This is a genomic window from Paenibacillus lautus NBRC 15380, assembly GCF_004000945.1.
GTDB lineage: Bacteria > Bacillota > Bacilli > Paenibacillales > Paenibacillaceae > Paenibacillus_AQ > Paenibacillus_AQ lautus.
Genome location: NZ_BIMF01000001.1, coordinates 508,447 through 531,244 on the forward strand (window position 1 = coordinate 508,447; position 22,798 = coordinate 531,244).

At 49.1% G+C, this 22,798-nt stretch carries 24 protein-coding genes; 8 read left to right on the forward strand and 16 right to left on the reverse strand.

What is annotated here, in order from left to right:
• Nucleotides 1-96: 96 nt before the first annotated feature.
• The 8 genes from PLA01S_RS02210 to PLA01S_RS02245 form a co-directional block, all read right to left on the reverse strand.
• Nucleotides 97-1,512 carry a radical SAM protein gene (locus PLA01S_RS02210; RefSeq protein ID WP_127589854.1) on the reverse strand — a complete coding sequence of 472 codons (1,416 nt, stop codon included), beginning with the start codon at nt 1,510-1,512 and terminating at the stop codon, nt 97-99.
• A gap of 17 nt (nt 1,513-1,529) precedes the next feature.
• Nucleotides 1,530-2,318: a prolipoprotein diacylglyceryl transferase family protein gene (locus PLA01S_RS02215; protein WP_127589855.1), complete on the reverse strand. Its 789-nt coding sequence runs from the start codon at nt 2,316-2,318 to the stop codon at nt 1,530-1,532.
• Nucleotides 2,319-2,383: 65 nt separating this feature from the next.
• Entirely contained in the window at nt 2,384-2,647 is a 264-nt protein-coding gene (locus PLA01S_RS02220) for a B-box zinc finger protein (protein ID WP_100540465.1), read from the reverse strand.
• Between the two features lie 312 nt (nt 2,648-2,959).
• Nucleotides 2,960-3,565: a DUF2087 domain-containing protein gene (locus PLA01S_RS02225; protein WP_127589856.1), complete on the reverse strand. Its 606-nt coding sequence runs from the start codon at nt 3,563-3,565 to the stop codon at nt 2,960-2,962.
• Between the two features lie 206 nt (nt 3,566-3,771).
• The gene (locus PLA01S_RS02230; RefSeq protein WP_009593181.1) at nt 3,772-3,960 is read right to left on the reverse strand and encodes a hypothetical protein; all 189 of its coding nucleotides are present in this window, start codon (nt 3,958-3,960) and stop codon (nt 3,772-3,774) included.
• 206 nt (nt 3,961-4,166) lie between these two features.
• Nucleotides 4,167-4,709 carry a histidine phosphatase family protein gene (locus PLA01S_RS02235; RefSeq protein ID WP_127589857.1) on the reverse strand — a complete coding sequence of 181 codons (543 nt, stop codon included), beginning with the start codon at nt 4,707-4,709 and terminating at the stop codon, nt 4,167-4,169.
• Between the two features lie 16 nt (nt 4,710-4,725).
• Nucleotides 4,726-5,172: an NUDIX hydrolase gene (locus PLA01S_RS02240; RefSeq protein WP_127589858.1), complete on the reverse strand. Its 447-nt coding sequence runs from the start codon at nt 5,170-5,172 to the stop codon at nt 4,726-4,728.
• Nucleotides 5,173-5,217: 45 nt separating this feature from the next.
• A complete protein-coding gene (locus PLA01S_RS02245; RefSeq protein WP_127589859.1) occupies nt 5,218-5,649 on the reverse strand; it encodes an NUDIX hydrolase in 432 nt (143 codons plus the stop codon).
• 130 nt (nt 5,650-5,779) lie between these two features.
• Between PLA01S_RS02245 and PLA01S_RS02250 the strand changes: the two genes are divergently transcribed.
• Nucleotides 5,780-7,021, forward strand: a complete 1,242-nt coding sequence (locus PLA01S_RS02250; protein ID WP_127589860.1) for an MFS transporter — start codon at nt 5,780-5,782, stop codon at nt 7,019-7,021.
• Nucleotides 7,022-7,115: 94 nt separating this feature from the next.
• On the opposite strand, the gene PLA01S_RS02255 is transcribed toward PLA01S_RS02250, so the two are convergent.
• Complete coding sequence (locus PLA01S_RS02255; RefSeq protein WP_246059276.1) at nt 7,116-7,775, reverse strand: MBL fold metallo-hydrolase; 660 nt, start codon at nt 7,773-7,775, stop codon at nt 7,116-7,118.
• A gap of 236 nt (nt 7,776-8,011) precedes the next feature.
• On the opposite strand from PLA01S_RS02255, the gene PLA01S_RS02260 reads away from it, so the two are divergent.
• Nucleotides 8,012-8,530 (forward strand): cupin domain-containing protein, encoded by a 519-nt coding sequence (locus PLA01S_RS02260; RefSeq protein WP_127589862.1) that lies wholly within the window; start codon nt 8,012-8,014, stop codon nt 8,528-8,530.
• 24 nt (nt 8,531-8,554) lie between these two features.
• Nucleotides 8,555-9,286, forward strand: a complete 732-nt coding sequence (locus tag PLA01S_RS02265) for a class I SAM-dependent DNA methyltransferase (RefSeq protein WP_127589863.1) — start codon at nt 8,555-8,557, stop codon at nt 9,284-9,286.
• Nucleotides 9,287-9,370: 84 nt separating this feature from the next.
• On the opposite strand, the gene PLA01S_RS02270 is transcribed toward PLA01S_RS02265, so the two are convergent.
• From PLA01S_RS02270 to PLA01S_RS02290, 5 genes are all read right to left on the reverse strand, one after another.
• Nucleotides 9,371-10,843: a DEAD/DEAH box helicase gene (locus PLA01S_RS02270; protein WP_127589864.1), complete on the reverse strand. Its 1,473-nt coding sequence runs from the start codon at nt 10,841-10,843 to the stop codon at nt 9,371-9,373.
• A gap of 155 nt (nt 10,844-10,998) precedes the next feature.
• Entirely contained in the window at nt 10,999-11,874 is an 876-nt protein-coding gene (locus PLA01S_RS02275; protein ID WP_127589865.1) for a radical SAM/SPASM domain-containing protein, read from the reverse strand.
• A gap of 258 nt (nt 11,875-12,132) precedes the next feature.
• Nucleotides 12,133-13,446, reverse strand: a complete 1,314-nt coding sequence (locus tag PLA01S_RS02280) for a M56 family metallopeptidase (protein WP_127589866.1) — start codon at nt 13,444-13,446, stop codon at nt 12,133-12,135.
• Nucleotides 13,447-13,454: 8 nt separating this feature from the next.
• Complete coding sequence (locus PLA01S_RS02285; protein ID WP_127589867.1) at nt 13,455-13,829, reverse strand: BlaI/MecI/CopY family transcriptional regulator; 375 nt, start codon at nt 13,827-13,829, stop codon at nt 13,455-13,457.
• A 267-nt stretch (nt 13,830-14,096) separates the two neighbouring features.
• Nucleotides 14,097-14,324, reverse strand: coding sequence for a hypothetical protein (locus PLA01S_RS02290; RefSeq protein WP_127589868.1), 228 nt, complete (start codon nt 14,322-14,324; stop codon nt 14,097-14,099).
• Between the two features lie 246 nt (nt 14,325-14,570).
• On the opposite strand from PLA01S_RS02290, the gene PLA01S_RS02295 reads away from it, so the two are divergent.
• The 5 genes from PLA01S_RS02295 to PLA01S_RS02315 all read left to right on the forward strand — a co-directional run bounded on the left by PLA01S_RS02295 (nt 14,571) and on the right by PLA01S_RS02315 (nt 20,999).
• Nucleotides 14,571-15,593: an ABC transporter substrate-binding protein gene (locus PLA01S_RS02295; RefSeq protein ID WP_127589869.1), complete on the forward strand. Its 1,023-nt coding sequence runs from the start codon at nt 14,571-14,573 to the stop codon at nt 15,591-15,593.
• A gap of 22 nt (nt 15,594-15,615) precedes the next feature.
• Nucleotides 15,616-16,725: an ABC transporter ATP-binding protein gene (locus tag PLA01S_RS02300; protein WP_127589870.1), complete on the forward strand. Its 1,110-nt coding sequence runs from the start codon at nt 15,616-15,618 to the stop codon at nt 16,723-16,725.
• Complete coding sequence (locus PLA01S_RS02305) at nt 16,722-18,377, forward strand: ABC transporter permease (protein WP_127589871.1); 1,656 nt, start codon at nt 16,722-16,724, stop codon at nt 18,375-18,377. Before PLA01S_RS02300 ends, PLA01S_RS02305 begins: the two co-directional genes overlap by 4 nt.
• Nucleotides 18,378-18,517: 140 nt before the next feature.
• The gene (locus tag PLA01S_RS02310) at nt 18,518-20,218 is read left to right on the forward strand and encodes a sensor histidine kinase (protein ID WP_127589872.1); all 1,701 of its coding nucleotides are present in this window, start codon (nt 18,518-18,520) and stop codon (nt 20,216-20,218) included.
• Nucleotides 20,211-20,999, forward strand: coding sequence for a response regulator transcription factor (locus PLA01S_RS02315; RefSeq protein WP_127589873.1), 789 nt, complete (start codon nt 20,211-20,213; stop codon nt 20,997-20,999). The genes PLA01S_RS02310 and PLA01S_RS02315 overlap by 8 nt, the downstream gene beginning before the upstream one ends.
• An 89-nt stretch (nt 21,000-21,088) precedes the next feature.
• Here the strand turns inward: PLA01S_RS02315 and PLA01S_RS02320 are convergent, their stop codons facing one another.
• Nucleotides 21,089-21,649 carry a delta-aminolevulinic acid dehydratase gene (locus PLA01S_RS02320; RefSeq protein WP_127589874.1) on the reverse strand — a complete coding sequence of 187 codons (561 nt, stop codon included), beginning with the start codon at nt 21,647-21,649 and terminating at the stop codon, nt 21,089-21,091.
• A 103-nt stretch (nt 21,650-21,752) separates the two neighbouring features.
• A complete protein-coding gene (locus PLA01S_RS02325) occupies nt 21,753-22,610 on the reverse strand; it encodes a class I SAM-dependent methyltransferase (RefSeq protein WP_127589875.1) in 858 nt (285 codons plus the stop codon).
• Nucleotides 22,611-22,798 lie beyond the last annotated feature (188 nt).

Sequence of the window (22,798 nt, forward strand, 5' to 3'; positions counted from 1 at the left end):
TGAATAGGAATCCAAAGCGCTTATCTTCTTCTCAAGTGTTATATCGCCTCATCCGCTCCGGTTACGGAGCCATTGAACCATAATATCAGTGCCTTCTTACCGGTCCCATGCGGTGGCAACCTCTTCCTTCAGCTCCTTCAGCAGCTCTTCCTTGTCGTCTCGGTAGAACATGTTGTAGGTGTCAAACGGGATCATTCGTCCGTCGGGATGCATGATGTGGACGCAGGATTTCTTGACGGAACGGACGTCGAAGTTATGGGCGTCCAGGAACTGCATGATAATGACCCGGAAGACGTTGTCATAGGTAATCTGCTCCGGCACGGCCGCCAGCGGCAGACAGCAGAGCAGGCTCTTCAGGGAAAGCGCAGAGGATTGCGGCGAATGGCCGGTCGACAGCAGCTCAAACATTTTGCCTCGGATCACCGGATCCTGCTCAAACACAATCGTGTTGCTGTCGCCCTCGAGCAGGATTTCCGGGTTGATCATCCGTGTCAACGGCAGCACTTCCCCGCCCAGCTTCAAGGCGTAGCCCATGGCCAGGCAATCCGGGTGGCACGGAACCGGCAGAATGTCCGCATCCGTAAATACCTCGGACTGGTCGATGATCATCCGCCGCACTTCGCTCACGGTCAACCGGTCGGTTGCCGGATCATACCCCTCCAGCCGGCCCGCAGCCTGAATCGGCTGAATGGTGACGCCTCGCACCGCTTTTTGCTGAAGTCCATACTGAATGATATCTCCGATTTCGCCGTCATTGAGGCCTTTCTTCAGCGTGACGACCAGTGTCGTGGAGATATTGAATTCATTCAGATGGTCGATGGCTTGCTGGCGGATGCGCCGCAGATCGGCCCCTCTCAGCTCCTTCAGCACATGAGCCTCAAAGCTGTCGAATTGCAGGTAAATTTCGAATCCTGGCATGTACTCGGCCAGCCTCCGCGCAAAATCGCGGTCCTGGGCAATGCGGATGCCGTTTGTGTTCACCATAATATGCTTGATCGGACGGCTCTTACACATGTCCAGGATGTCAAAAAAATCTGGATGCGTCGTCGGCTCGCCGCCGCTGATCTGCACGATGTCAGGCTCCCCCTCGTTCTCCACGATCCGGTCGAGCATGAATTCGATCTGCGCAAGCGACCTGTAAGAAGTACGATGCGGCGACGATTCCGCGAAGCAGATCGGGCACTGCAAATTGCAGTGGTCCGTGATCTCCAGCAACGTGAGGCAGCTATGCTGCTCATGGTCCGGACAGAGGCCGCAGTCGTAAGGACAGCCGTACCGGATCGGCGTATTCCAGACAAGCGGCATTTCGGAAGGCTTGATAAACTTTCGCGTCTGATGATAATATTCAGCCTCCGTTGCGATCAGCACTTTTTCCGGACCGTGTACGAGGCATCTTTTGAGCATATAGATCATGCCGTTCTCCTCGATGATCTTGGCTTCCACTTTGCGGTAACAGGTCGTGCATATGCTATTCGTCAGTTCATGATACAGATAAGGGCGGTTTTTTGGCATAATCAAGACTCCTTTGGTCAGCTTGGAAGATGGGGACCCGGCAACGATCGGCGAAGCCGATTTCTGCCGCCGATCAGCCACGCATAATAGATGAGGCCTGCGATGCAGGCTAATTGGATATTGTTCAGTCCCAGGTAAGGATGCGGCGTCGGTTTGATCCAGTCGATCACCAGGCGGAAGAGCAAATACCCGGCCATGAACCATTGAAACATCCGCCCGGACACGTAGCCCTCGCGAGTGGATCTGCCACGGCTTTGGCGGTACAGCGGAATCAGCAGTAAGGCCAGTACGATGAGAAACAGGATCTCATACAGCTGAGTCGGATGGCGATAAACCCCGTCGCCGAAGTCCACGCCTGTGAACCAGGTCGTCGGCGTACCATAGGTATGGTCATCGAGGCCAGTCAGAAAGCAGCCAATTCGTCCGAGTCCCAGGCCCAGCATCAGCGGGTATACAAAATCATCGCCCGTAGAATGCTTCCATCCTACCCAGCGCTTTGTCAGCTCCACGCCGATCAATCCGCCTAGAAGACCGCCGACAATCGTCTTGCCCCCCCATAGCAGATGGAATTGGCGCAGCTGTTCCCAGGTGGCAGCCGGATCCTCCAACCAGAATAGCAGCTTGGAACCAATGGCCGCGCCGGCGATGATGCCAGCCAGAATCTGCAGGCTCATCAGCTTTGTCATGCCGCTCGGCCTGCGGGTCCATAAATACACGCGGAAGCCGATAAAGTAAGCCAGGGATTCAAACAACACATGTGGATGAATCCGCCAGGAACCCAGGTACAAATAAACAGGAAACTCCATCTGTCCACTCCTTGAAATAATAACTGAATTGAAAATTGCGCTTGTCGGAACTAGAAACACGTGCGTTAATAAGAAAACAGTATGGCTCCGCAGATCGTCAGCAGCAGCAGCGCAAGACCGCCCAAGATAGCCAGTATGGAGACGATTACGGTCACCCATACGTTCCTAGGCCGTCCCGGCATGCCGGGAGCGGGGTTCATCTCACCGCAGCGATAGCGGCAGCGGCCTGTCTCCGGATTATGGCATTCCTCGCATACCGGCTTTCCGCAGCGCGTGCACTGAGCGACGGCCTCCCTCTCGGGATGGTTCATGCAGCGGTAGACTTCCATCCAATCACCTCACTTGGCATTTAACCCTTATATTCCCTATTGTAAACGTTGCCGGGGAATTAAACTACCAGATTCGTTATGACCGTTGTCCAGTGATCATGAGGAGTTTCAGTCACCTCAACTGGAGCTGCCAAACTGCGAATTCGCGTTAACAACATAAAAAGGCAAGCCATCTGCCTCATAAAAGCCAGTGCTTGCCATTCACTCTGATCGATTCGGTTTCAATCCCTGCTCGTGCAGCTGCTGCCCTAACTCCTCAACATCCGTTGCATCAAACGTGATTACAATGGGATAGCTGAGAATCCTCTTTCATTAGGATAGATCCTCCCATCGTGCCCACATTTCTTGCGGATTGAGCTCATACACCCCGTTGTCCCTGAACATGAAATGATGCATGATGAACTCCCGGCGAAGAGTCGCAAAGTCCTCATGGTAACCCTGAATAAACTCGTTGATTTCCTTCTCGGTGTACTTACGTCCCTTTTCCATCCGGGATACCATATACGTTAGCACGATAAGTTTCTTCTTCAGCTGGGCAGGGATGTTCTTCAGCTTTCCTTCGGAAGTAAAAAAATTGTTCACAACAACGTCCCTCGTCCGCTGGTCTTCTTCCTCCAAGCGCTCCGGAAAGCCCTCGGGCCTCACTCTTTGATAGATTAGATTTTCCGTAGCAGTTGCACTATTTTTGATGAAATAATGGTTTAACGAGAAGTAGATCGTGTTCTTATCCCTGCGCTCTTTGATCAGACTCGCTTCCCGCAGCTTCGCTGCATGGTGTGTGATCGTTGCTGGCGTGACACCGATCTTCTCGGCCAGAACCTGTCCGTTTAATTCGCCTTCGGCTAGCAGGATCAGCATTTTGATTCGCGTCGGATCTGCAAGCGCCTTATGATAACTAACTACCTTATCCAATTGCATGGATATGTTCACTCCCTACACAATTTGACGAACATCTAATTTGTGATTTATTAAATTAGATATTATCCCATCTGAAATTCAAAGTAAACCTCCTCAATCTCACGCACAAGAAATAGCCCGCTCCATTTTCGTTAAGGAGCGGGCTGCTGCATGACTATCGTTTCTCAAGTTTCGTACTCACATGCAGATAACCGACGAACCGACTCTTACACGACAGCTGCGTCGACTCTGGACTGATCGGCATTCTGGCATCTCTTGCATACCTTCAGCGCCGTGCCGTCCGACTTGTTGGCGACGTAGAGGAGCTTGATGCGAGACGTGCTGCATACCGGGCATGTGCCGCGGCCACGCGATGGCATGTTCCAGAGTGCGCGGCCCCGTTTTGTTTTGGCCATGTTTCATATCCCCTTTATTTCATAATCTCTCTAATGTTGTTGCGAACCCATCGCACAGCTTGTCCAAGATGCGATTTCCCTTTGTTAAACGAATCGTAGGAAATACAGCCTGATATCTGTGCAACTCCATTATAGAGGACGGCCTGCCGCCAAATATAGGGAATAAATGCTTATGAATTCTTTTTTACATAGGTTGTTTCAAGCCTTCACGCGGTCCATATTCGATGTATGCCGAGTGCATCTTGCAGAAAACGGAGCTGGTACACGTCAGGATTGGATAGTGCCTCCCATTCACGGAACCCAATTCGATCATCATAATGCTTCAGCAGAAGCGAGACCAGGTTGCCATGCGACACGATGACAGCATTCTGGCTGGAGTTCTGCAGGACATCCTCCACCACACGAACTGCACGATGCATGGCTGTACGACTTGATTCCCCGCCTTCAAAACACAAGTCCAAATCATCATAAGTTCGGCGAAGCATCTCCCGCCAAGCAGGGTTATTACGACCCGATAGAACCCTCTCCGTTAATCTCTCATCCATCACAACTTTCACGCCAATGAGATTCGCCAAGGGTTTTATCGTATCGTAAGCCCTAAGGTAAGGGCTCGAAACAATATGATCAATCCCTTTATCAGATAAAAACTCCGCAAGTTCAAGTGCTTGCTGAATACCCTGCCCAGTTAACGGAGCGTCGGCGGCTTGTCCCTCCGCCTTGCAATGCCGCACAATAAATATGTTTTTCATGAAACCAGCACCTCCTTTACAATCCAATATTACTCTTGCGGCCTTGATAGCTTCCTGACTCCGGAAATCCTCGCTTAACGATCGTCGAAAACTTCTCGGAGAACCCATGGCTCGCTAAATCTGCGATAGGGACCAGGACCACATCGCCGATAGGATTGAGATCGAACTCGTTCGATGGAAGCCGGATCTCACCCTCCAAACGTTCCAGCAAAAAAGTAATATGTAACAGTGAGGGCGATGAATCCGGTTTATCGCATTGATATAGGAGTTTCTTCACTTTTGTGATTAGCCCGGTTTCCTCTTCCATTTCTCGAACCATGGCTTCTTCCAGGGTTTCCCCCTGCTCTACCCTTCCTCCGGGCAGCGACCAGCCACGTTCTGACGAAACACTCTGTTTGACCAGCAAAATACGTTCGTCTTCAACCAAAATTCCGGTCACTCTGACCTGCAACAGATTGCTCATTACCACACCGCCATTTCGTTGGATTCTTCTCTCCATGGAAAATACTTAGGTTCGCTTGCGCCGAGCCTCCTCCGCTCTTTGCACACTTTCCTTCGTCCACGGCGGAGCCTTCGGGTGATTCATGATCTCGGACAGCGTCATCCACTGTACCGACTCGACCTCGTCCGGGCTCTTGCTGTAAGGCGTCCCCTTATCATACTCGCACAGGAACACCATGTTGATGACAGGACGGTCATCGTCCGTTACAAAAGAAGAGCTGTAGACATACGTGACGTTCTCCTTCACCTCTACGCCAACTTCTTCGTAAAGCTCCCGCTTCACCGTGCGCTCCAGAATATCCAGCGTGTGCCCCTCCCTGTCGACTTTGCCTCCCGCTAACGAGAGTGTTCCGCCCGCATGCTCTTCCTTAAGGCTGCGCGTAATCATCAGCCACTGCCCGTCCTTGCAGACGGCCCCTTCCACGTTGACGATAAACATGACACCCCTCCTCCAACAACCTTTTATCTTACTTTACACGATTCTGGCGTCGGTTGACCATTGACTCTTACCTTACAGGAGACCGCAAAATAGGTTCCAGCATTGATTCTGTAAGGAGGAATATATCACTATGCCAAGCTCCATCCGTTTGCTCCACAACGGCTTCGTCCGAGCGATCCTGATTTCCAATGTATGCTCCCAGCTCGGAATATGGATCCGAAATTTTGCCGTTCTGCTGTTTGTCATGGACATGACAGGCGGGAATGCTTTTGCCATTTCCATGATTTCCGTCGCCGAATATGGACCGATCTTTCTGTTTTCATTCATTGGGGGTGTATTCGCCGACCGTTGGCGTCCCAAAGCAACCATCATCTGGTGCGAGATACTAAGTGCTTGCTCAGTCTTTATCGTGTTTCTGATGCTGGAATCCGGCTCGTGGGGCGCTGTATTCTTCGCAACCTTATGCTCTTCCATCCTGTCGCAGTTCGCCCAGCCCTCCGGCATGAAGCTGTTCAAAATCCATGTGCGGGACGAGGATGCTTCCATTGGCATGTCGCTGCTGCAAACGCTGTTCTCTCTCTTTATGATCATCGGTCCGATGCTGGGCACATGGGTGTTTCAGCAATGGGGCATATCAGCTGCCCTCGTGTTAACGAGCGGATGGTTCATGTTATCTGCCCTAGCTATGCTGTTCGTGCCTAAAGACCAAGAGGCATCTATGAACACTGCAACAGCAGCTCCCTCCATTCTTCAAGATATGACCGACGGCATTCGTTATGTTGTATTCAAAAGAGATCTGCTGCGACTAAGCCTCTGCTTCATGGTTGTGGGTCTTGGGGTGGGACTGATCTCCCCGCTCAGCGTATTTCTGGTGACCGAACGCTTAGGCTTGTCCGCTCAGGACTTGCAGTGGATTACCATCCCTTACGGTGTCGGCGAAATCCTGGGTGGGATCGTAACGTTTATGCTCGCTTCCCGAATCGCTCCCGGTCGTTTACTGATGATGGGGTTAATCGTGAACGGCGCAGGCATTCTCCTGCTGGGTCTGTCGACGCTCCTCTGGCTGACCATGCTCTCGCAATTCCTGATTGCGCTGCTGCAACCGGCTATTTTTATCGGGAACCACACCTTGGTCATGCAGCAAACGGAACAAGCCTATATCGGTCGGGTTACCGGCTTGCGCACGCCGCTCATGACCGGAGCCATGCTGATCACAATGGGATGTTCCGGTCTATTGAAGCAGGCCATGTCACTAACTTCCGTATACGCTTTGGCTGGCGCATGTTTTCTCGTTGGATTCTGGATGATCATCCCACTTCTCCATGATGGAAATAGAGGGATGACCGAACGTGGTGAAATAACAGAGGTATAAATGCATCCGCTGATAAATAAAAACCGAGTGAAAACGGGGTTATTCCCGTTGCACTCGGTTATCTGCTTTTCGACAATATAGCCCTACCCAGATCCTAAAGCTTGCTCAATATCTGCTCTATGACCTGCTTATCCAACGTAACATTATGACCCGATATACACGTGTCAAAATCCATTTCTTTATATTTCAAAAGCGTTTGTATATAAAGATCTTGTTCAACATAAATGCTTGGAATAATTTCATCCATGGAGTCACCTACATTATCGCCTACATGGATCACCTGCTCTAACTCGTCCAATACACTTATGGAATCCACGGTATGGCCAGGAGTATAAATGAGCCGTATGTTGTCTTCCGGAAAATATAATTCGTTATCAAATGTCAGATTGGGAAGAACCAATTCTGCCTCGCCCTCAACAAACCTCTTGTTTTTCTGTATCATGCCTTCCCAGCCTGACTCCATCATTTCCCTGCATAGTTTGTGAGATATGATGATACAGTCTCGGAACGAGCCATTTCCCCAGATATGGTCCCAATGATGATGCGTATTGATTACAATGGTTGGCTTGCTGTCATGCTTTATGTATTCTTTGACAGGCTCGATGTTCAATGAGCCCAGACCCGTATCGATAATGTAATTATTCCGGTCTCCCATAATCAGTTGAACATTTAAATCCCATCCCGCAGGGATATGGTTGGTAAACAAGAAGCTTCTATTCTTTATCTTTTGAATTTGCAATTCTACACCCGCCAACTGTAATTTTTTTGATTATGAATCGTACCCAATTATACATCGCTTCGAGTACGGAGACCAGCGAGTCGCAGATTCGCCCAAAGCGTATTCCCTTTGGGAGGAATAGCCCGATTCATATCGGCACGGTTTTTTATATCTTAAATCATGGCCTGGGTATTATTCCGGGAGGAACGATCCGTTATAATGAACCATAAGGCAACCTAACTTTTCCAAAATAACGGATTGAGGTGAGTTGTGTGACAGGAAAGACCCTTGTTCATCCTGATGGTCGAACCGTAACCTTACTCGAAAGCGGCACTGACGATCAAGGGGACTATCTCTTGGTACAACATACGATTGTTAAGCAAGGTCCGATGAACGGCCCGCATTGGCATCCGGTTCTGCAAGAAACATTTACTGTACAAGAGGGGCATATGCGATTTGTGATTGACGGAGAAGAGACGACCGTGGAACAAGGGGGGCAGGCCAGCATCCGTCCGACTCAGATTCATCAATTCTGGAATGTTAGCAAGGACCGTCTGGTTGCCCTGCATGAGATTCGCCCTCCGGGACAACATTGGGATATGTTTGAGCTTATTCACAAATTGGAATGTGAAGGCAAGCTTAACAACAAGGGAATTCCTTCGAATCCTTTATGGCTTGGTGTCGCTTGGAGCGTTATGGATGGGTACCTCGCCGGACCGCCCCGGATTTTGCAGACGGTTGTTTTAGGTGGATTAGCACGGCTAGCTGATCTTCTGAAATATCGAGTCTAGGATGATTCCTAGAAGGAGGTGCCTATGAGCTATCACGGATCCGATTTTTATGACAACGACACGAACTTCGAGAAGTACATGGAGCGACGGCAAGGGCAGGAGAACGCCAACGATACATTGGAGAAACCCGTCATCTGGCAGCTGCTGGGAGATATCTCGGATCGGCAAGTATTGGACCTGGGGTGCGGCGATGCTGGCTTTGGCGTGGAATTGCTCAACAAAGGTTGTGCTGCGTATGTAGGGATTGAAGGCTCTCGTAATATGGTGGAAGCCGCCTCAAGCAACCTGACCGATTACAACAACGGAACCGTTGTGCATACGAGGATTGAGGACTTTGCATATCCCCGCGATTCCTATGATCTGGTGCTCTCCAGGCTCGCCATTCATTATCTGCAGGATATCGAGCGCGTCTTTCAATGCATTCATCAGAGCTTGAAGCCGAGCGGCAGGTTTGTCTTCTCCGTCGAGCATCCCGTCATTACCTCCACGCTTCAGCCGTCCGGCACACGAACGAACTGGGTCGTGGACAATTACTTCAGCGAAGGCTACCGGGAACAACAATGGCTCGGCGGCACCGTTCATAAGTACCATCGAACCGTCGAGGATTACTTCCGGGCGATGCAGGAAGCCGGCTTTACCGTGGAACACCTAAGGGAGTCCAGACCTGTGCGAGAACATTTCTTAAACGAAGAAACTTATGAGCGCAGGTGCAGAATCCCACTGTTTCTGCTTCTTGCGGGGAGAAAGAGCGCGTAACTCCCATTCCATTCCGAAAAAAAAACACCCTTCCACTTCACAAGTGGGAAAGGGTGCTTTCTGCTTCACTATCGTTATTTCTGCTTATGAGGATCTGCCGGTCTTGGTTCCTTTATTGAATCCCTCAGACTTGCGCTTACGGGCTTGGCCATCCATAGGTTTCTGAGCAGCTTCCGATTTGAACTTACGTGCCATCTCTGAATACGGATTACTGACGGCTTCCGCCTTCGGCTTACGTGCCGAATTCGTGCCCAAATGACGAGCCGCATCTGATTTCGGCTTACGAGCCGTGTCGGTCTTCGGTTTGCGAGCCGCATCCGCCTTCGGTTTAGCGGGCCTCGATGCAGCTGGCTTGCCGTTGCCGGATTTGGCCGAGCCCGATTTCGGCGATCGGTCTACCTTAGCAGCTCTTAAGGAGCCTGACATCGGGAAGGCATGGTCCTTCACTTCGGGAATGGACTTTCCGATTAACTTCTCGATATCCCGGAGAAAAGGCACCTCGTCCACTTCGCAGAATGATATCGCCGTTCCGCTCAGTCCTGCACGCCCCGTCCGGCCAATCCGGTGAACGTACGTCTCCGGAATGTTCGGTAGATTGAAGTTAATGACATGCGACAGCTCGTCGATATCGATGCCTCTAGCAGCAATATCTGTCGCCACCAGTACCCGGGTCTCCCCGCTTTTGAAATTTTTGAGTGCCGTCTGGCGGCTGACCTGCGATTTATTCCCGTGAATGGCTTGAGCCGAGATGTTCACCTTCGTCAGGTCGCGCACAACCCGGTCAGCGCCGCGCTTCGTACGGGTAAAGACCAAGGCCGACACGATGGATGGGTCCTTCATCAGCTCATTCAATTGCTTCTGCTTATTTCCTGTTTCCAGCAGGTACACCGATTGCTTGATTCGTTCGGCCGTAGAGGAAACCGGGGTAATCTCCACTTTTACGGGATTGTGCAATAATGTTTTGACAAGCTGGGTGATCTCCGCAGGCATCGTGGCCGAGAAGAACAGCGTTTGTCTTTTGCTCGGCATTTTGGCGATAATGCGCTTCACGTCATGAATAAAGCCCATATCGAGCATCCGATCGGCCTCATCCAGCACCAGAATCTCCACATGCTGCAGATCGACACGCTTCTGATTCATAAGATCCAGGAGTCTGCCTGGGGTAGCAATGAGAATGTCCGCTCCTTGCTGAAGCGCCCGCTCCTGCGTTTTTTGCGAAACGCCGCCAACAATTGCCGTCGAACGCAGCTTCGTGAACTGACTGTAGGCTTTCACGTTATCCGAAATTTGCAGGGCAAGTTCCCGGGTCGGCGACAAGACCAACGCGCGAATACGGCGCGACATGCCCGGTTTAGGGGGTTGTTCGTTCAACAGCTGAATCATCGGCACCGAAAAAGCGGCGGTCTTCCCTGTTCCGGTCTGCGCGCAGCCCAGCAAATCTCTGCCGGCCAACACAGCGGGGATCGCCTGAGCCTGAATAGGCGTTGGCGTCTTGTAATTCTCCTTCGCTAAAGCCTTGAGAATCACGGGGGATATATTTAAATCTTGAAATGTCATGGGGTCTCCTTTAAGGTAAATACCTATATTGTCTCATCACGTAACATGGGGCATCTCATAATCGAGTCTCCACAAGCCGTTCCTTTACGTCATAACATATAAGGATACCATACATTGGTATAAAAAAAGAAGCGGAATTTTTCTCCGCCTCTTGTTTAAGCCCCAAACCGCTGCCGATACCCGCATTTTCTGCATAATTCCTCAACGGCTTCCCGGCGTGAAAATCCATCCACAAGATTGTTCGCCCGCCCCCCATCGACGATGTCCGAGAAGGACTTCTGATGAATATTGCCCAAATTGATGACCCCTTCCCCGTCCAGACAGCACGGTACAACCGTCCCGTCTACGAGAATGGCCGCCTGGCTGCGAAGCGCATGGCAGAAGCCTTTGCCGTCATCCTCCGGCCCTGTTAGACTTGGCCACTGGAATTCATAATCCTGGTTCAGATAGACATGGTCGGCAACCTTCACGCCACCGCCGGGTTCAACCTTTTCCTCGATTCGGTAGTCCAGATTAAATTCCTGCTCCAGAATTTCGAGTGTCTGGCGGTTGCGGCTCTTCTCCAGGTTCGTTTGGTTGTCCTGCGTCAGATTCCACAAACGGAACGAAAAGATGACTTTATGCTCCTCCGCGGCACGAACAAAGGAGAGTATCTCCCGCAAATATCCCTCACGATTGGTTGAACCCACATGTCCGTCGAAGCTGTGGAGCGAGAAGTTCATCTGTCTCAATGCCGGCTTGCCCAGCAGCTTATGCCGATTCTTGGCAATCAACGTGCCATTGGTCGTGATGTTGACCTTGAACCCCTTCTCATGGCTAATATCCAGCAGCTCATCGATCTTCGGGTGGAGCAGCGGCTCCCCCTTCACATGCAGATAAATGTAACTCGTATGCGGCTTGATTTCGTCCAATCTTCTCGCAAAGTCCTCCACTTTAATGAAGTTGGCCTTGCGCTCCGTCGGCGGGCAGAACGTGCAGGCCAGATTACAAATACTCGTAATTTCTATGTAAACTTTCTTAAACGTCTTCAAAATGTTATCCCCAATCCCATGTCTATGATCGTATGACGATTTGCCAGCTTGGTCGCTTGCCGATCCTACATATCGTACCATAGGCGGGCTTTTACAGCTACAATTACAAATGCGATCTGGTGCCATTCTGTATAAAACGAAAGAAGAGGGAGCACCCTCTTCTTTCGTTTTTGCTCTAATTAACGTTCATCGTTTATGTTGAATTCGTCACTCTTGAGCATCAAACATACTCAGCAGGTTCTTCAAGCGTCATGGATCTTATCGTGATGGAAGTACCCGGGGGGTCAAGTTTGGATGAGACTTATAACCCTGGTCGACAGGACGAGTTTCTTGTGGATGAGTTTCAGCATCGTTTCCTTCATTCTCAACTATAAGTACAGGACGAGCTTCTTCTGGCCGAGGTTCAACATGGTTTCCTTCATGCTCAACTACAGGTACAGGACGAGCTTCTTCTAGCCGAGGTTCAACATTGTTTCCATCATTCTCAACGACGGCAGCCGAAGGGGCAGCTTCTGTTGGTTGAGCTTCAGCTTGACTTTCCTCATTTCCAATGACTTTGGGCGTATGGCTAGAAGCCCATGCCGCTGCTGATGTACTAATTACAGCAACCAAGGACACCGCTGCTATCGTGAGATACAGTGCTTTCTTTTTTTGTTTCTTTACATTAAGCATCATCATTAATCTCCTTTTCAATTGTTTGCCGTCACCGGATAAGGAGGCACAAAATTGCACGGGTAAATTCCTTGATCCTGCTACGACGCTTAAAATCGTCTCCCCATAGCGTTTTCGCTCGGCATAGGACATCTCTTTTACGACTTCTTCATCACAAGACAGCTCACTCCATGCGTGAATGTCCTTGCGAAGAATGTGTACCAAGGGGTTAAACCAATGTAAGGCGCTTGCTCCGAGCGTGAACGCTTTGACCCATAAATCTTTCCGTTTCAGATGGATCAACTCATGACGGATCACCATGTCCACGTTAACGGTATTCTCGATAGGGAGATAAATGGTTGGTTTCCACAGGCCGACAAGAACAGGACTCCGAATGATGGAGCTGTGGAAAAGCCGGACGTTGCTTTTCACACCAAGGGCTTCCTGGATGAAAGGGAGCTGTTTGGCAGCTTCGCTGCTTATCGGAACGGTGGTACGCGTATGTTCTAGTTTCTTTAGAAATCTGCGATAACAATACATCTGCCATCCAGCAAAAGTTATAGCGCCGATTGCCCATAGGACAATTAGGGGAAGGGCTACGTTTGCTGAAATGGTCTGATCTCGGATGAGCGGCTCCGGATGAATCCCTGAATATGGACCGGGCAGCGCATGTTGCACTGTTGAAGGCAACTCGTTCACGATCGGGACGGTTGCTGTTCCATCGAATATAAAGAACGGTGAAATCCAGTGAATACCAAGGACTACGGGTAATAGAAAAAAGCCTACTGCCATTATGCTAATTCCATAGCGCCACTTTGTAGGAAAGGCATTAATGGATACGATCCGCAGTACAAGAATACAGGCTACGACGGCACTTCCAGCAACGGTAAGGGTAAACAGCAATTCGAGAATAGTATTCATAAGCCCCCCTACTTTTGCGAAAACCATTGCTTCAGCTCTGCAATATCTTCATCTGAAAGCTTTTCGCCGTCATACAAAGCTGAAATTAGATTTTTAACCGAGCCTTGATATAATCCGTCCAGGACGTGCTGCGTTTCCATAAGCTTATAATCTTCAGGCGAAATGCAAGGCATATATTGATTTGTCCGTCCATGCCTCGTAGCCGAAAGTGCCCCTTTTTCCACTAAACGCGATAGGAAGGTGGAAATGGTCTGCGCTTTCCATTCTCTTCCTCTTTGGGCAAACAGACCTAGCAGTTCGGTGGATGTGACAGGCGGTGTACACTCCCATATCACCTCCATTAGCTCCATTTCAGTATCCGATAATTTTTGAACCTGGTTCACGGTGAACACCTCTTTACGTCGTTATGCGTCCATAACGAACTTAATCACTACACGATGTAGTGATTAAAACTTACTACATCGTGTAGTGGTAAGTCAAGCGAAGATAAGTTGAAATTTACTACTACATAGAACGTATACGTAAAAATTAAAGAACCGCGCGGGAGCGCGGTTCTTTATCTAAACATGCAGCTTCTTCAAATTATCGAGGGCACCGGATTCCCCGGGTCCTCTTATTTGTACTCGTACAGATGGTAGTGTTAACGCCGTTTATTTTGAATCGTTGTCGTCATTTTCTACAGTCTCGCCTGCTTTGTTTCCCAATGCTGCGCCTGCGATACCACCAGCAATCGTACCGATTGGCCCCAGAACGGAACCTACAGCAGCACCCACGACGCCACCGCCCGCGGTTCCTAAAGCTTCTCCAGCGCCAACACCCAAGTTGGTCGTGTCGCGATCAGAATCAACCTTTTGATTACGATCATTTTTATTAGCCATCCATCTCACTCCCTCGACATTGTGATAGGAACAGCTCCTTCTTGCCAGACGTTGTTCCAGACCATATCTTGCCCTAACCGATCTAAGATAATTCTATAAAATATACCTATTCAGGTCCTGTCTACTCCAAAATAGGTTGCGAATTTTAGACGATGTTTGCGGATTATGGGATTATGTAAACGGTACCAAGCTTGCTACAATGAACATGCAATTACGAAATGAACTTTTGTTCAAGGGGGATTACACATGAAAAAGCTGTCGATTTTACTGTTAACCTGCGTGTTGATTATAGGGGCGCTGAGCGGTTGTGCAAGCAGCGAATCCGATTCGGGATCGTCGAATAAGCTTGTCATCTACAGTCCGAACAGCGAGGAAATTATCAAAACCATCATTCCCATGTTCGAGAAGCAGACCGGGATTACGGTTGAGCTTGTAACGGCTGGGACCGGCGAAATTATTAAGCGCTTACAGTCCGAGAAGCAGAACCCATACGCTGACGTGATGTTCGGTGGTTCCATGGCCGGTTTCCGTGAAAATGAAGCTTTATACGAGCCTTACGTATCACCTGAAGACAAGAATTTAATGGAAGGTCACCGCAATACGTCGGGCTTCGCTACCCCTTATATCTCGGATGGCAGCGTGCTGCTCGTGAACAAAAACCTGATCGGCGATATCAAAATCGAAGGCTATGCGGATTTGCTGAACCCGCAGCTCAAAGGGAAGATTGCTTCCGCTGACCCGGCAAGCTCCAGCTCCGCTTTCGCACAGTTAACTAATATGCTGAAAGCGATGGGCGGCGATTATGAGAGTGAGCAAGGCTGGAATTACGTCGGTCAATTGATAGAGAACCTGGACGGCAAAATCGCGAGCGGTTCCGGTGCCGTTCACAAAAGCGTGGCGGACGGAGAATATGTAGTCGGCCTTACCTACGAAGACCCTTCCAGCACCTATGTAAAGAACGGCGCTCCGGTAGAAATCGTATATCCGAAAGAAGGCGCCGTATTCCTGGATGCGGGATCCGCCATTATCAAAGATGCGCCGCATATGGACAATGCCAAAAAATTCATCGACTTCATTCTGTCCCAAGAAGCGCAGGATGCGTTCGGCACGCAATTAACGAACCGTCCGCTTCGCCAAGACACGAAGCTTGGAGACCATATGAAGCCTTACGAAGAAATCCATATGATTGATGAAGACACGGACTATGTCAGCGAGCATAAATCCGGGATCGTTGAGCGTTATGTCGATTTGTTCACTAGCGTTAAATAAACTATAGAATCAGGTGACAACCATGAGCGTAACCATAACCATTCAAGACTTAATCAAAAAATACGGCGACACAACCGTCATTCCCGAGCTGTCCCTGGAGATCAAGAAGGGTGAATTCTTCACCCTTCTCGGGCCTTCCGGGTGCGGCAAGACGACACTGCTGCGCATGATCGCCGGCTTCAACAGCATTGAAGGCGGAACCATTCATTTTAACGATCGCGTCATTAACCAGGTGGAACCTGGCAAGCGGAATATCGGGATGGTCTTTCAGAGCTATGCGATCTTCCCTCACTTAACCGTCAAAGGAAACATCGCGTTTGGACTGGAGAATCGAAAGTTATCCAAAGCGGAGATTAACGCCAAGGTGGATGACATCCTAAAGGTCGTTCAGATTGAGCCTTATAAAGATCGCATGCCGAAGAACCTGTCCGGCGGACAACAGCAGCGCGTTGCGCTAGCCAGAGCGATCGTGATCCGGCCAGATGTCCTGCTGATGGATGAGCCTCTATCCAACCTGGATGCCAAACTTCGGGTCGACATGCGCAACGCGATTAAAGACATTCAGAGAGAAGTCGGGATTACTACCGTCTACGTCACGCACGATCAGGAGGAAGCCATGGCGGTATCCGACCGCATCGCGGTCATGAAATCCGGCGTGATTCAGCATCTCGGAACGCCACAGGAGATTTACCAGCGCCCTGCAAACGTATTCGTTGCGACCTTTATCGGCCGCACCAACATTATCAAGGGCAAATTAACGAAAGCGGCGGGCTCCTATACCCTGCAGTTCGGTTCAGGCTATTCGGAAGAACTGTCTAACATTCAAGTTCCGAATGCATATGCTCAGGCTTCCGCTCTGAACGTTCAAATTTCGATTCGGCCGGAAGAGTTCATACTGACCGAGGACCAAACCGGCATGAAAGCTACTATTGTGCACAGCGTATTTTTAGGGCAGAACACCCATTATTTTGTAGACTTGGAGTCCGGGCAACGAATGGAGATTACTCAAGAATCGAAAACTGCACAAATCCTTGAACCTGGTCAAATCATCTATTTGAAGGTAAAAAAAGATAAGATCAATGTTTACGATGCAACAGGTGAACTGAACTATACAAGGGGCGGTCAACTATGAGGGGGACGCGCAAACGGTTTGATGTCTGGACCAACATTTCGTTACTGATCTTTGTGTTCTACATTCTTTTTCTGGCCCTGCCTTTGTTTACGATGCTGTTCAAGAGTGTGTACAACGGTACGACAGGCGATTTTTCCCTCGCCTATTTCACGAAGTTTTTCAGTAAGCCCTATTATTTAAACGCGCTGTTCAACAGCGTGAAAGTCACCGTCAGCGTAACCTTGCTTGCCGCCATTATCGCAACGCCGCTGGCCTACATCATGGCAACGGTGAAGATTAAAGGCAGTTCGGCTATTCGGGTCATGATTCTGATCTCCTCGATGTCGGCTCCTTTCATTGGCGCTTACTCCTGGATCCTGCTGCTGGGCAGAAGCGGCGTCATTACCAAATTCGTTAGCAGCACATTCGGCATCACGATGCCGGATATCTACGGATTTACGGGGATCTTAGTCGTCTTAACCTTGCAGATGGTCCCTCTGATCTTCATGTATGTATCAGGCGCACTGAAGAATATGGATCAATCGCTGATGGAAGCTGCCGAAAGCATGGGTTATACAGGCTTTGGCAAAATGCGCAAAGTGCTCCTCCCGCTCATTACGCCAACCTTGCTGGCAGGCGGCCTGCTCGTCTTCATGCGAGCGCTTGCCGATTTTGGTACGCCGATGCTGATTGGCGAGGGATACAAGACTGTTCCTGTACTGATCTTCAACGAGTTCATCAGTGAGGTCGGCGGCGATGACGGCTTTGCGGCTGCGATCAGTGTCATTGTCGTTCTGTTCGCCACAACGATATTCCTGCTGCAAAAATTCGTAGCCAATCGTAAATCCTTTACGATGAGTGCACTGCATCCCATTGAAGCCAAGAAGAAAAAAGGGATCGGCAATATCGCGGCTCATGCCGTTATCTATCTGTATACGTTAATCGCGCTGCTGCCGCAGCTCTACGTCATCTATACTTCGTTCCTGAAATCCAACGGCAGAATTTTCGTCGAAGGCTTCTCGCTCCAAAGCTATCGGGATGCCTTCAGTAATATTGGCGGGGTCATTCTGAACACGTTCTTCTTGGCCATCGTGTCGTTGGTCGCCATTATCCTGTTAGCGATACTGATTGCTTACGTAACCGTTCGAAGAAAGAATGCGCTAACCAATACGCTGGATATCTTCACGATGTTCCCGTATATCGTCCCGGGCTCCATTCTGGGGATTGCTCTCTTGATCACGTTCAACAATAAGCCGCTGGCGCTGAGCGGAACGGCCGTCATCATGATCATCTCATTTGTCATCCGGCGCCTGCCCTATACGATACGATCCAGCGCAGCCATCCTGCATCAGATTAACGATGGGATCGAGGAAGCAGCCATCAGTCTGGGAGCTTCCCAGATGAAGACGTTCTTCAAGATTACACTTCCGATGATGCTGGCAGGCGTCGTCTCCGGCGCGATCCTAAGCTGGATTACCATCATTACCGAACTAAGCACCTCGATCATTCTTTATACAGGCAAGACGAAGACCGTAACGGTTGCTATATATACCGAGGTCATCCGCGGGAACTACGGCGTGGCGGCAGCACTGTCCACGATCCTTACTGTCATAACGGTCGTGTCGCTGCTCGTTTTCCTCAAGCTCTCCGGACAAAAAGAAGTTTCCATGTAAATGTGATGAAATCATAACGTTAGACTACATCCAAGTCGGCACCTGCAGCATGAAGGCCGGCTTGGATGTATTTGGATTATCTGCGGTTACCGCCAGCCAGTATAATAGGATCGAGGTTCTTATCGCAGATGGAGGGCAGCATGAAACCAACACATTATCGTAATTTCAAGGAATCAACCCGTCATTTATTTCGCATCTATACGATGATCCCGTTCTCCATCTTAATCGTATTGTTTTTGGCGTTTACGATTATTAACGGCAGAATGAATCTAACCCAAAAAACGACCGAAGCCGCCCAGTCCATCAGTCAGTCCATATCCGGCGTGTATCAGCAGTACTACGAGGAGATTCATCGGATGGCAGACTCTCCTACCGTGATCAACTATGTAAGCTCGCATTTGGGCAGCGAACAAGTATATTCCGCATTTTATGATTTCAACAACCAGCAGAAGGTCAAGAGCATTTTTCATATCGTCAATACGGATGGGGTCTTCCTGGCAAGCTCTGCCCCGGCGGATTCACTGTATTCCAATTTTGCCTTCGGCAATCTCATTCATCGAATTGATCAGCGGCCCGGCGACACGCTTACCGAAATGAACAGCTTTCGTTATTCGCATGATCGCGATACGAGTTACACGTTTGGCAAAGCCATCGTGAAGGACAAGCGGACGATAGGCTATATCATCTATCAGCTGTACGAATCGGACATTCAGAAGGTGATTTTCAAACAAAATAATGAGATCGCCATGATCACCGATGAACATAACACCATCATTGCCACGACCAGCAATGTGACCAAAGGCGTTCTCAACAAGTTCAGCCCGAAGGTCGATAACAGGGGACATGTTCTGCTGAACGAAGGCAAGTATTATATGTATGCCAAACGAATCCCTGACACACCGATTCAAGTCATTACGCTGAACTCCTATAAATCGGAGCAATACACCTATTACACGGTGTCTTTCTTTGTCCTTGCGGCCAGCCTGCTGCTGTGGGTCTTGATCCAGTTCCTGGCGAACAAAATGTCGACGCGAAATTCCGAATCAATCGATAAATTAATTCATGCCTTGGCACAGCTGCGCGAAGGAAACTTCAATGGCTATGTCGACATTCAGACGAATGACGAGTTTCAAATTCTGGGCGATGAGTACAATGTGATGCTGGATCGGTTGAAGGAATTGATCGAGAAAAATAAAGAGCTGTCGGAGCTTCGCACCATTATTGAGGTGAAGCAGCTGCAATCGCAGTTCCATCCGCATTTTATTTTTAATGTGCTCGAAACGCTGCGCTATGCTATTAAGATTGACGCGAATCAAGCCCAGGAGATCGTGCTGATTCTATCCCGTTTGCTAAGGTACAGTATCGGTCATGATCGCAGCGTCCAGCTGAAGAATGACATAAATTATGTCCGGGATTACCTGAAGCTGCAGCAAATTCGGTTCAATGACCGGCTGGACTATCGGATTACCATAGCGGACGAAACGCTGGATGTATACGTCCCCAAGCTTCTGCTGCAGCCGATTATCGAAAACGCTATCAAATACGGCTATGAGAATCAAAGTGATGTGCTGATCGAGATTAACATTTACACCTCCACCGGCAAGCTCATTCTGGAAGTTCGCGACAACGGGCAAGGCATGAGTGAGCAGACCCTGCAGGAAGTGAATCAGATTCTGCAAAGTCAGACGAATACGACGCAGCATATCGGTCTGTACAACGTTCATCGTCGTTTAGTTCTTCTATATGGTGAAGAATCCGGCATCCACATTGACAGCGCGCAAGGAAAAGGCACCTGCGTGGCACTAACAATTCCTTACGAATGGAGTGGATATCATGTTTAAAGTACTGCTGGTCGAAGATGAGGATATGATTCGCAGGGGCATCCGGTTCAGCATCGATTGGGTTCAATACGATTGCATCGTCATTGAGGAAGGGCTGAATGGACAGGATGGGTACGAGAAGATCTGCGAGCTCAAGCCGGATATCGTCATCACTGACATCACCATGCCAATCATGGATGGCATCTCGATGATTCGGGAAGGCTTGCAGCAGCATACCTTCAGCAGCATCATTATCTCCGGTTATAATGAATTTCACCTTGCGCAGCAGGCTCTCCAGTTAGGCGTGAGCGAGTTTCTGGTAAAGCCCTTAGAGGACGAGCAGCTGGTAGCGGCACTCGAATCGGCCAAAGCCAAAGTGGATTTAATCCGCAAATATGAAGTGATCTCGAATCATCCGCAGGAAAAGGAGGAGATTCTAAACAGCAAATTTTTGGAGAAGGAAACCAAAACATCAAAATACGTGGCCAAAATGATCGCCTATGTACAAGAGAATTATGCCAAGAAGATCAGCATTCATGACCTCGTGGAGGAGATCGGCTTAAGCGCCTATTACCTGAACCAGAAATTCAAGGCTGAGACCAGCTACACCTTCAACGAGTTTCTCAATCGCTATCGCATTCAGAAATCGATCGAATTACTGAAATCAGGCGATAACAAGGTCTATACCATCGCGCAGGATATCGGATTTAGCGACTACAAGTATTTTATCAGCATCTTCAAAAAGTACGCCCATGTCACGCCGAGTCAGTATCAGGAATATTTCGAGGAGAAGAATGGATAGAACGGGTAATCTAGATACTAGAGGTACTCTATCGTACTTATATTTGCACACACCCCTGCTAGGCTTGAGCAGGGGTGTAGAATCTTTATCTATGATTCCTGTCGTTCATACAGCTTGTACATGGATAGCTCATCACTCATCCCTACCGCTCGTGCAAAAGCTTCCTTTATGTCCCGGCCCTGCTGCACGATCTCATAGAACAGCCGAAGAACGAACATCAGCGCATCGTTGCCGTCCGGATAGTCATCCGGCCCGATATACATCCTGCATCCCCGCTCCAGGAAAGCGTCGGCCAGTGCTGGATCCCCCAGCGAGCAGCCGTTCGCGATCACCGTCTTCCCGTCGAGCTTTGCATAACGCTTAATTTCTCCTGGCCCGAAGCCGCCCTTCGGCTCCTCCTCCTCGTATACCTCTTCGCCGAGCTCCGGCATGATCAAGCTGCCCTCATACCCGTGAAAGTTCAACAAGATCATATCGGTGCCTTCATATATTTCATCACCTGACAAGACGGAGATCAGATCATTCGGCCTCCCGATCCAGTATGTAAAGACGCGCACCCCGAAATATTCCAGAGCCGCCCTTACGGCTTGGCTCTCCATATCGCAATCCGGTCCGACGACCAGAGCGACCTGCATAACCGGCTTACTCACTATCACATCAACTCCTGACTATTATATGGATATATGGATTTGGAATTGGAGCTCCATTCTATTATTGCCGGCAACATTTCCTTTTTCAACCAGGAGTGTTTCATCACACTTTTCTCCATATCATCCACCATTGCATATCATACGATTCGACTTCGACCTCTTCCAGACCTAGATTCGCGTCGCTGATCCAACTTCTAGCCAGTTGTATATAGTCGTTGTGAAATTCGGAGGAATAACCCATTTCATCATATCCGGCATAGGTAATATTATCGAATATCATGTATCCTCCGCTTTTTAGCTGCTTATAGCTTGTCTCCATGATTTGGATAAACGCATGATACGCTGCATCTTTTAGCGTACCTTTGCGGTGATACTCCATCACAGCTTGTAACATTTGAGGTTCGATTGACCACCAATCATGATTTACTGTATCTATGCCCTCGCGGTTTGCGATAATGGTCTGTATGATGTCATTAATGGCGTGATGAAAAGCCACAACGTCAAAAGAGGACTCTGGATAATATAAACCGATATTGGCGGCATCGTCCTCAACAACCCGTATGTTGACATCCATTCCTTTCGTTTTCTCCTGAAAATTTCGTGTCAGTTCCCTGTTGAGGTTGGCCGTCACATACGACCCTGCTTCATGGGAATAGGCATCTACAGCCTTTGGTATGTAAATTACATCGCCTGCACCGACTTCCAAAAGACTTAAAGCACGGGGCATGTTAAGCTCCATGAAGAGATTCTGCCAAGATGCTGAATAATACAGTTGAAGATATTCGAACACCCTTTGCTTGGATATGCTTATTGGCACTTCTAGTATGTCTTTCAATTTGTTTTCCAATTGGACTGCGTTCAGCTGTTTCAATTCAGAAATCATGTCCTGCGAAAAGTCACGTTTTAGGATATCGTTAAACAAGCCGGCACTCGTTTTCTCTGCTAGAGTCTGCATATTCATCAGCGTATCCCTCTCTTCTTATGGTTTCTAGAGTATATTCGAATATATGGTGTTTTTTCCTCTTTTTATTATTTGAAAGCGTAATCTTTTAATATAAACGCAAAGAACCCGAGAGAGGCACTTTTTTCAAGTATCCCTCTCTCGGATCATCGTTCAAAAACGTAGATATAGCGGTTCTCTTGGCTAAC

What these genes read in the sequence shown, in the direction of transcription:
- PLA01S_RS02230 (WP_009593181.1), bottom strand. Translation starts at nt 3,960, where the DNA reads ATGGCCAAAACAAAACGGGGCCGCGCACTCTGGAACATGCCATCGCGT.
- PLA01S_RS02305 (WP_127589871.1), top strand. Translation starts at nt 16,722, where the DNA reads ATGAGGGGGACGCGCAAACGGTTTGATGTCTGGACCAACATTTCGTTA.
- PLA01S_RS02280 (WP_127589866.1), bottom strand. Translation starts at nt 13,446, where the DNA reads ATGAATACTATTCTCGAATTGCTGTTTACCCTTACCGTTGCTGGAAGT.
- PLA01S_RS02240 (WP_127589858.1), bottom strand. Translation starts at nt 5,172, where the DNA reads ATGAGCAATCTGTTGCAGGTCAGAGTGACCGGAATTTTGGTTGAAGAC.
- PLA01S_RS02290 (WP_127589868.1), bottom strand. Translation starts at nt 14,324, where the DNA reads ATGGCTAATAAAAATGATCGTAATCAAAAGGTTGATTCTGATCGCGAC.
- PLA01S_RS02250 (WP_127589860.1), top strand. Translation starts at nt 5,780, where the DNA reads ATGCCAAGCTCCATCCGTTTGCTCCACAACGGCTTCGTCCGAGCGATC.
- PLA01S_RS02325 (WP_127589875.1), bottom strand. Translation starts at nt 22,610, where the DNA reads ATGAATATGCAGACTCTAGCAGAGAAAACGAGTGCCGGCTTGTTTAAC.
- PLA01S_RS02300 (WP_127589870.1), top strand. Translation starts at nt 15,616, where the DNA reads ATGAGCGTAACCATAACCATTCAAGACTTAATCAAAAAATACGGCGAC.
- PLA01S_RS02245 (WP_127589859.1), bottom strand. Translation starts at nt 5,649, where the DNA reads ATGTTTATCGTCAACGTGGAAGGGGCCGTCTGCAAGGACGGGCAGTGG.
- PLA01S_RS02270 (WP_127589864.1), bottom strand. Translation starts at nt 10,843, where the DNA reads ATGACATTTCAAGATTTAAATATATCCCCCGTGATTCTCAAGGCTTTA.
- PLA01S_RS02215 (WP_127589855.1), bottom strand. Translation starts at nt 2,318, where the DNA reads ATGGAGTTTCCTGTTTATTTGTACCTGGGTTCCTGGCGGATTCATCCA.
- PLA01S_RS02235 (WP_127589857.1), bottom strand. Translation starts at nt 4,709, where the DNA reads ATGAAAAACATATTTATTGTGCGGCATTGCAAGGCGGAGGGACAAGCC.
- PLA01S_RS02310 (WP_127589872.1), top strand. Translation starts at nt 18,518, where the DNA reads ATGAAACCAACACATTATCGTAATTTCAAGGAATCAACCCGTCATTTA.
- PLA01S_RS02295 (WP_127589869.1), top strand. Translation starts at nt 14,571, where the DNA reads ATGAAAAAGCTGTCGATTTTACTGTTAACCTGCGTGTTGATTATAGGG.
- PLA01S_RS02225 (WP_127589856.1), bottom strand. Translation starts at nt 3,565, where the DNA reads ATGCAATTGGATAAGGTAGTTAGTTATCATAAGGCGCTTGCAGATCCG.
- PLA01S_RS02315 (WP_127589873.1), top strand. Translation starts at nt 20,211, where the DNA reads ATGTTTAAAGTACTGCTGGTCGAAGATGAGGATATGATTCGCAGGGGC.
- PLA01S_RS02220 (WP_100540465.1), bottom strand. Translation starts at nt 2,647, where the DNA reads ATGGAAGTCTACCGCTGCATGAACCATCCCGAGAGGGAGGCCGTCGCT.
- PLA01S_RS02210 (WP_127589854.1), bottom strand. Translation starts at nt 1,512, where the DNA reads ATGCCAAAAAACCGCCCTTATCTGTATCATGAACTGACGAATAGCATA.
- PLA01S_RS02265 (WP_127589863.1), top strand. Translation starts at nt 8,555, where the DNA reads ATGAGCTATCACGGATCCGATTTTTATGACAACGACACGAACTTCGAG.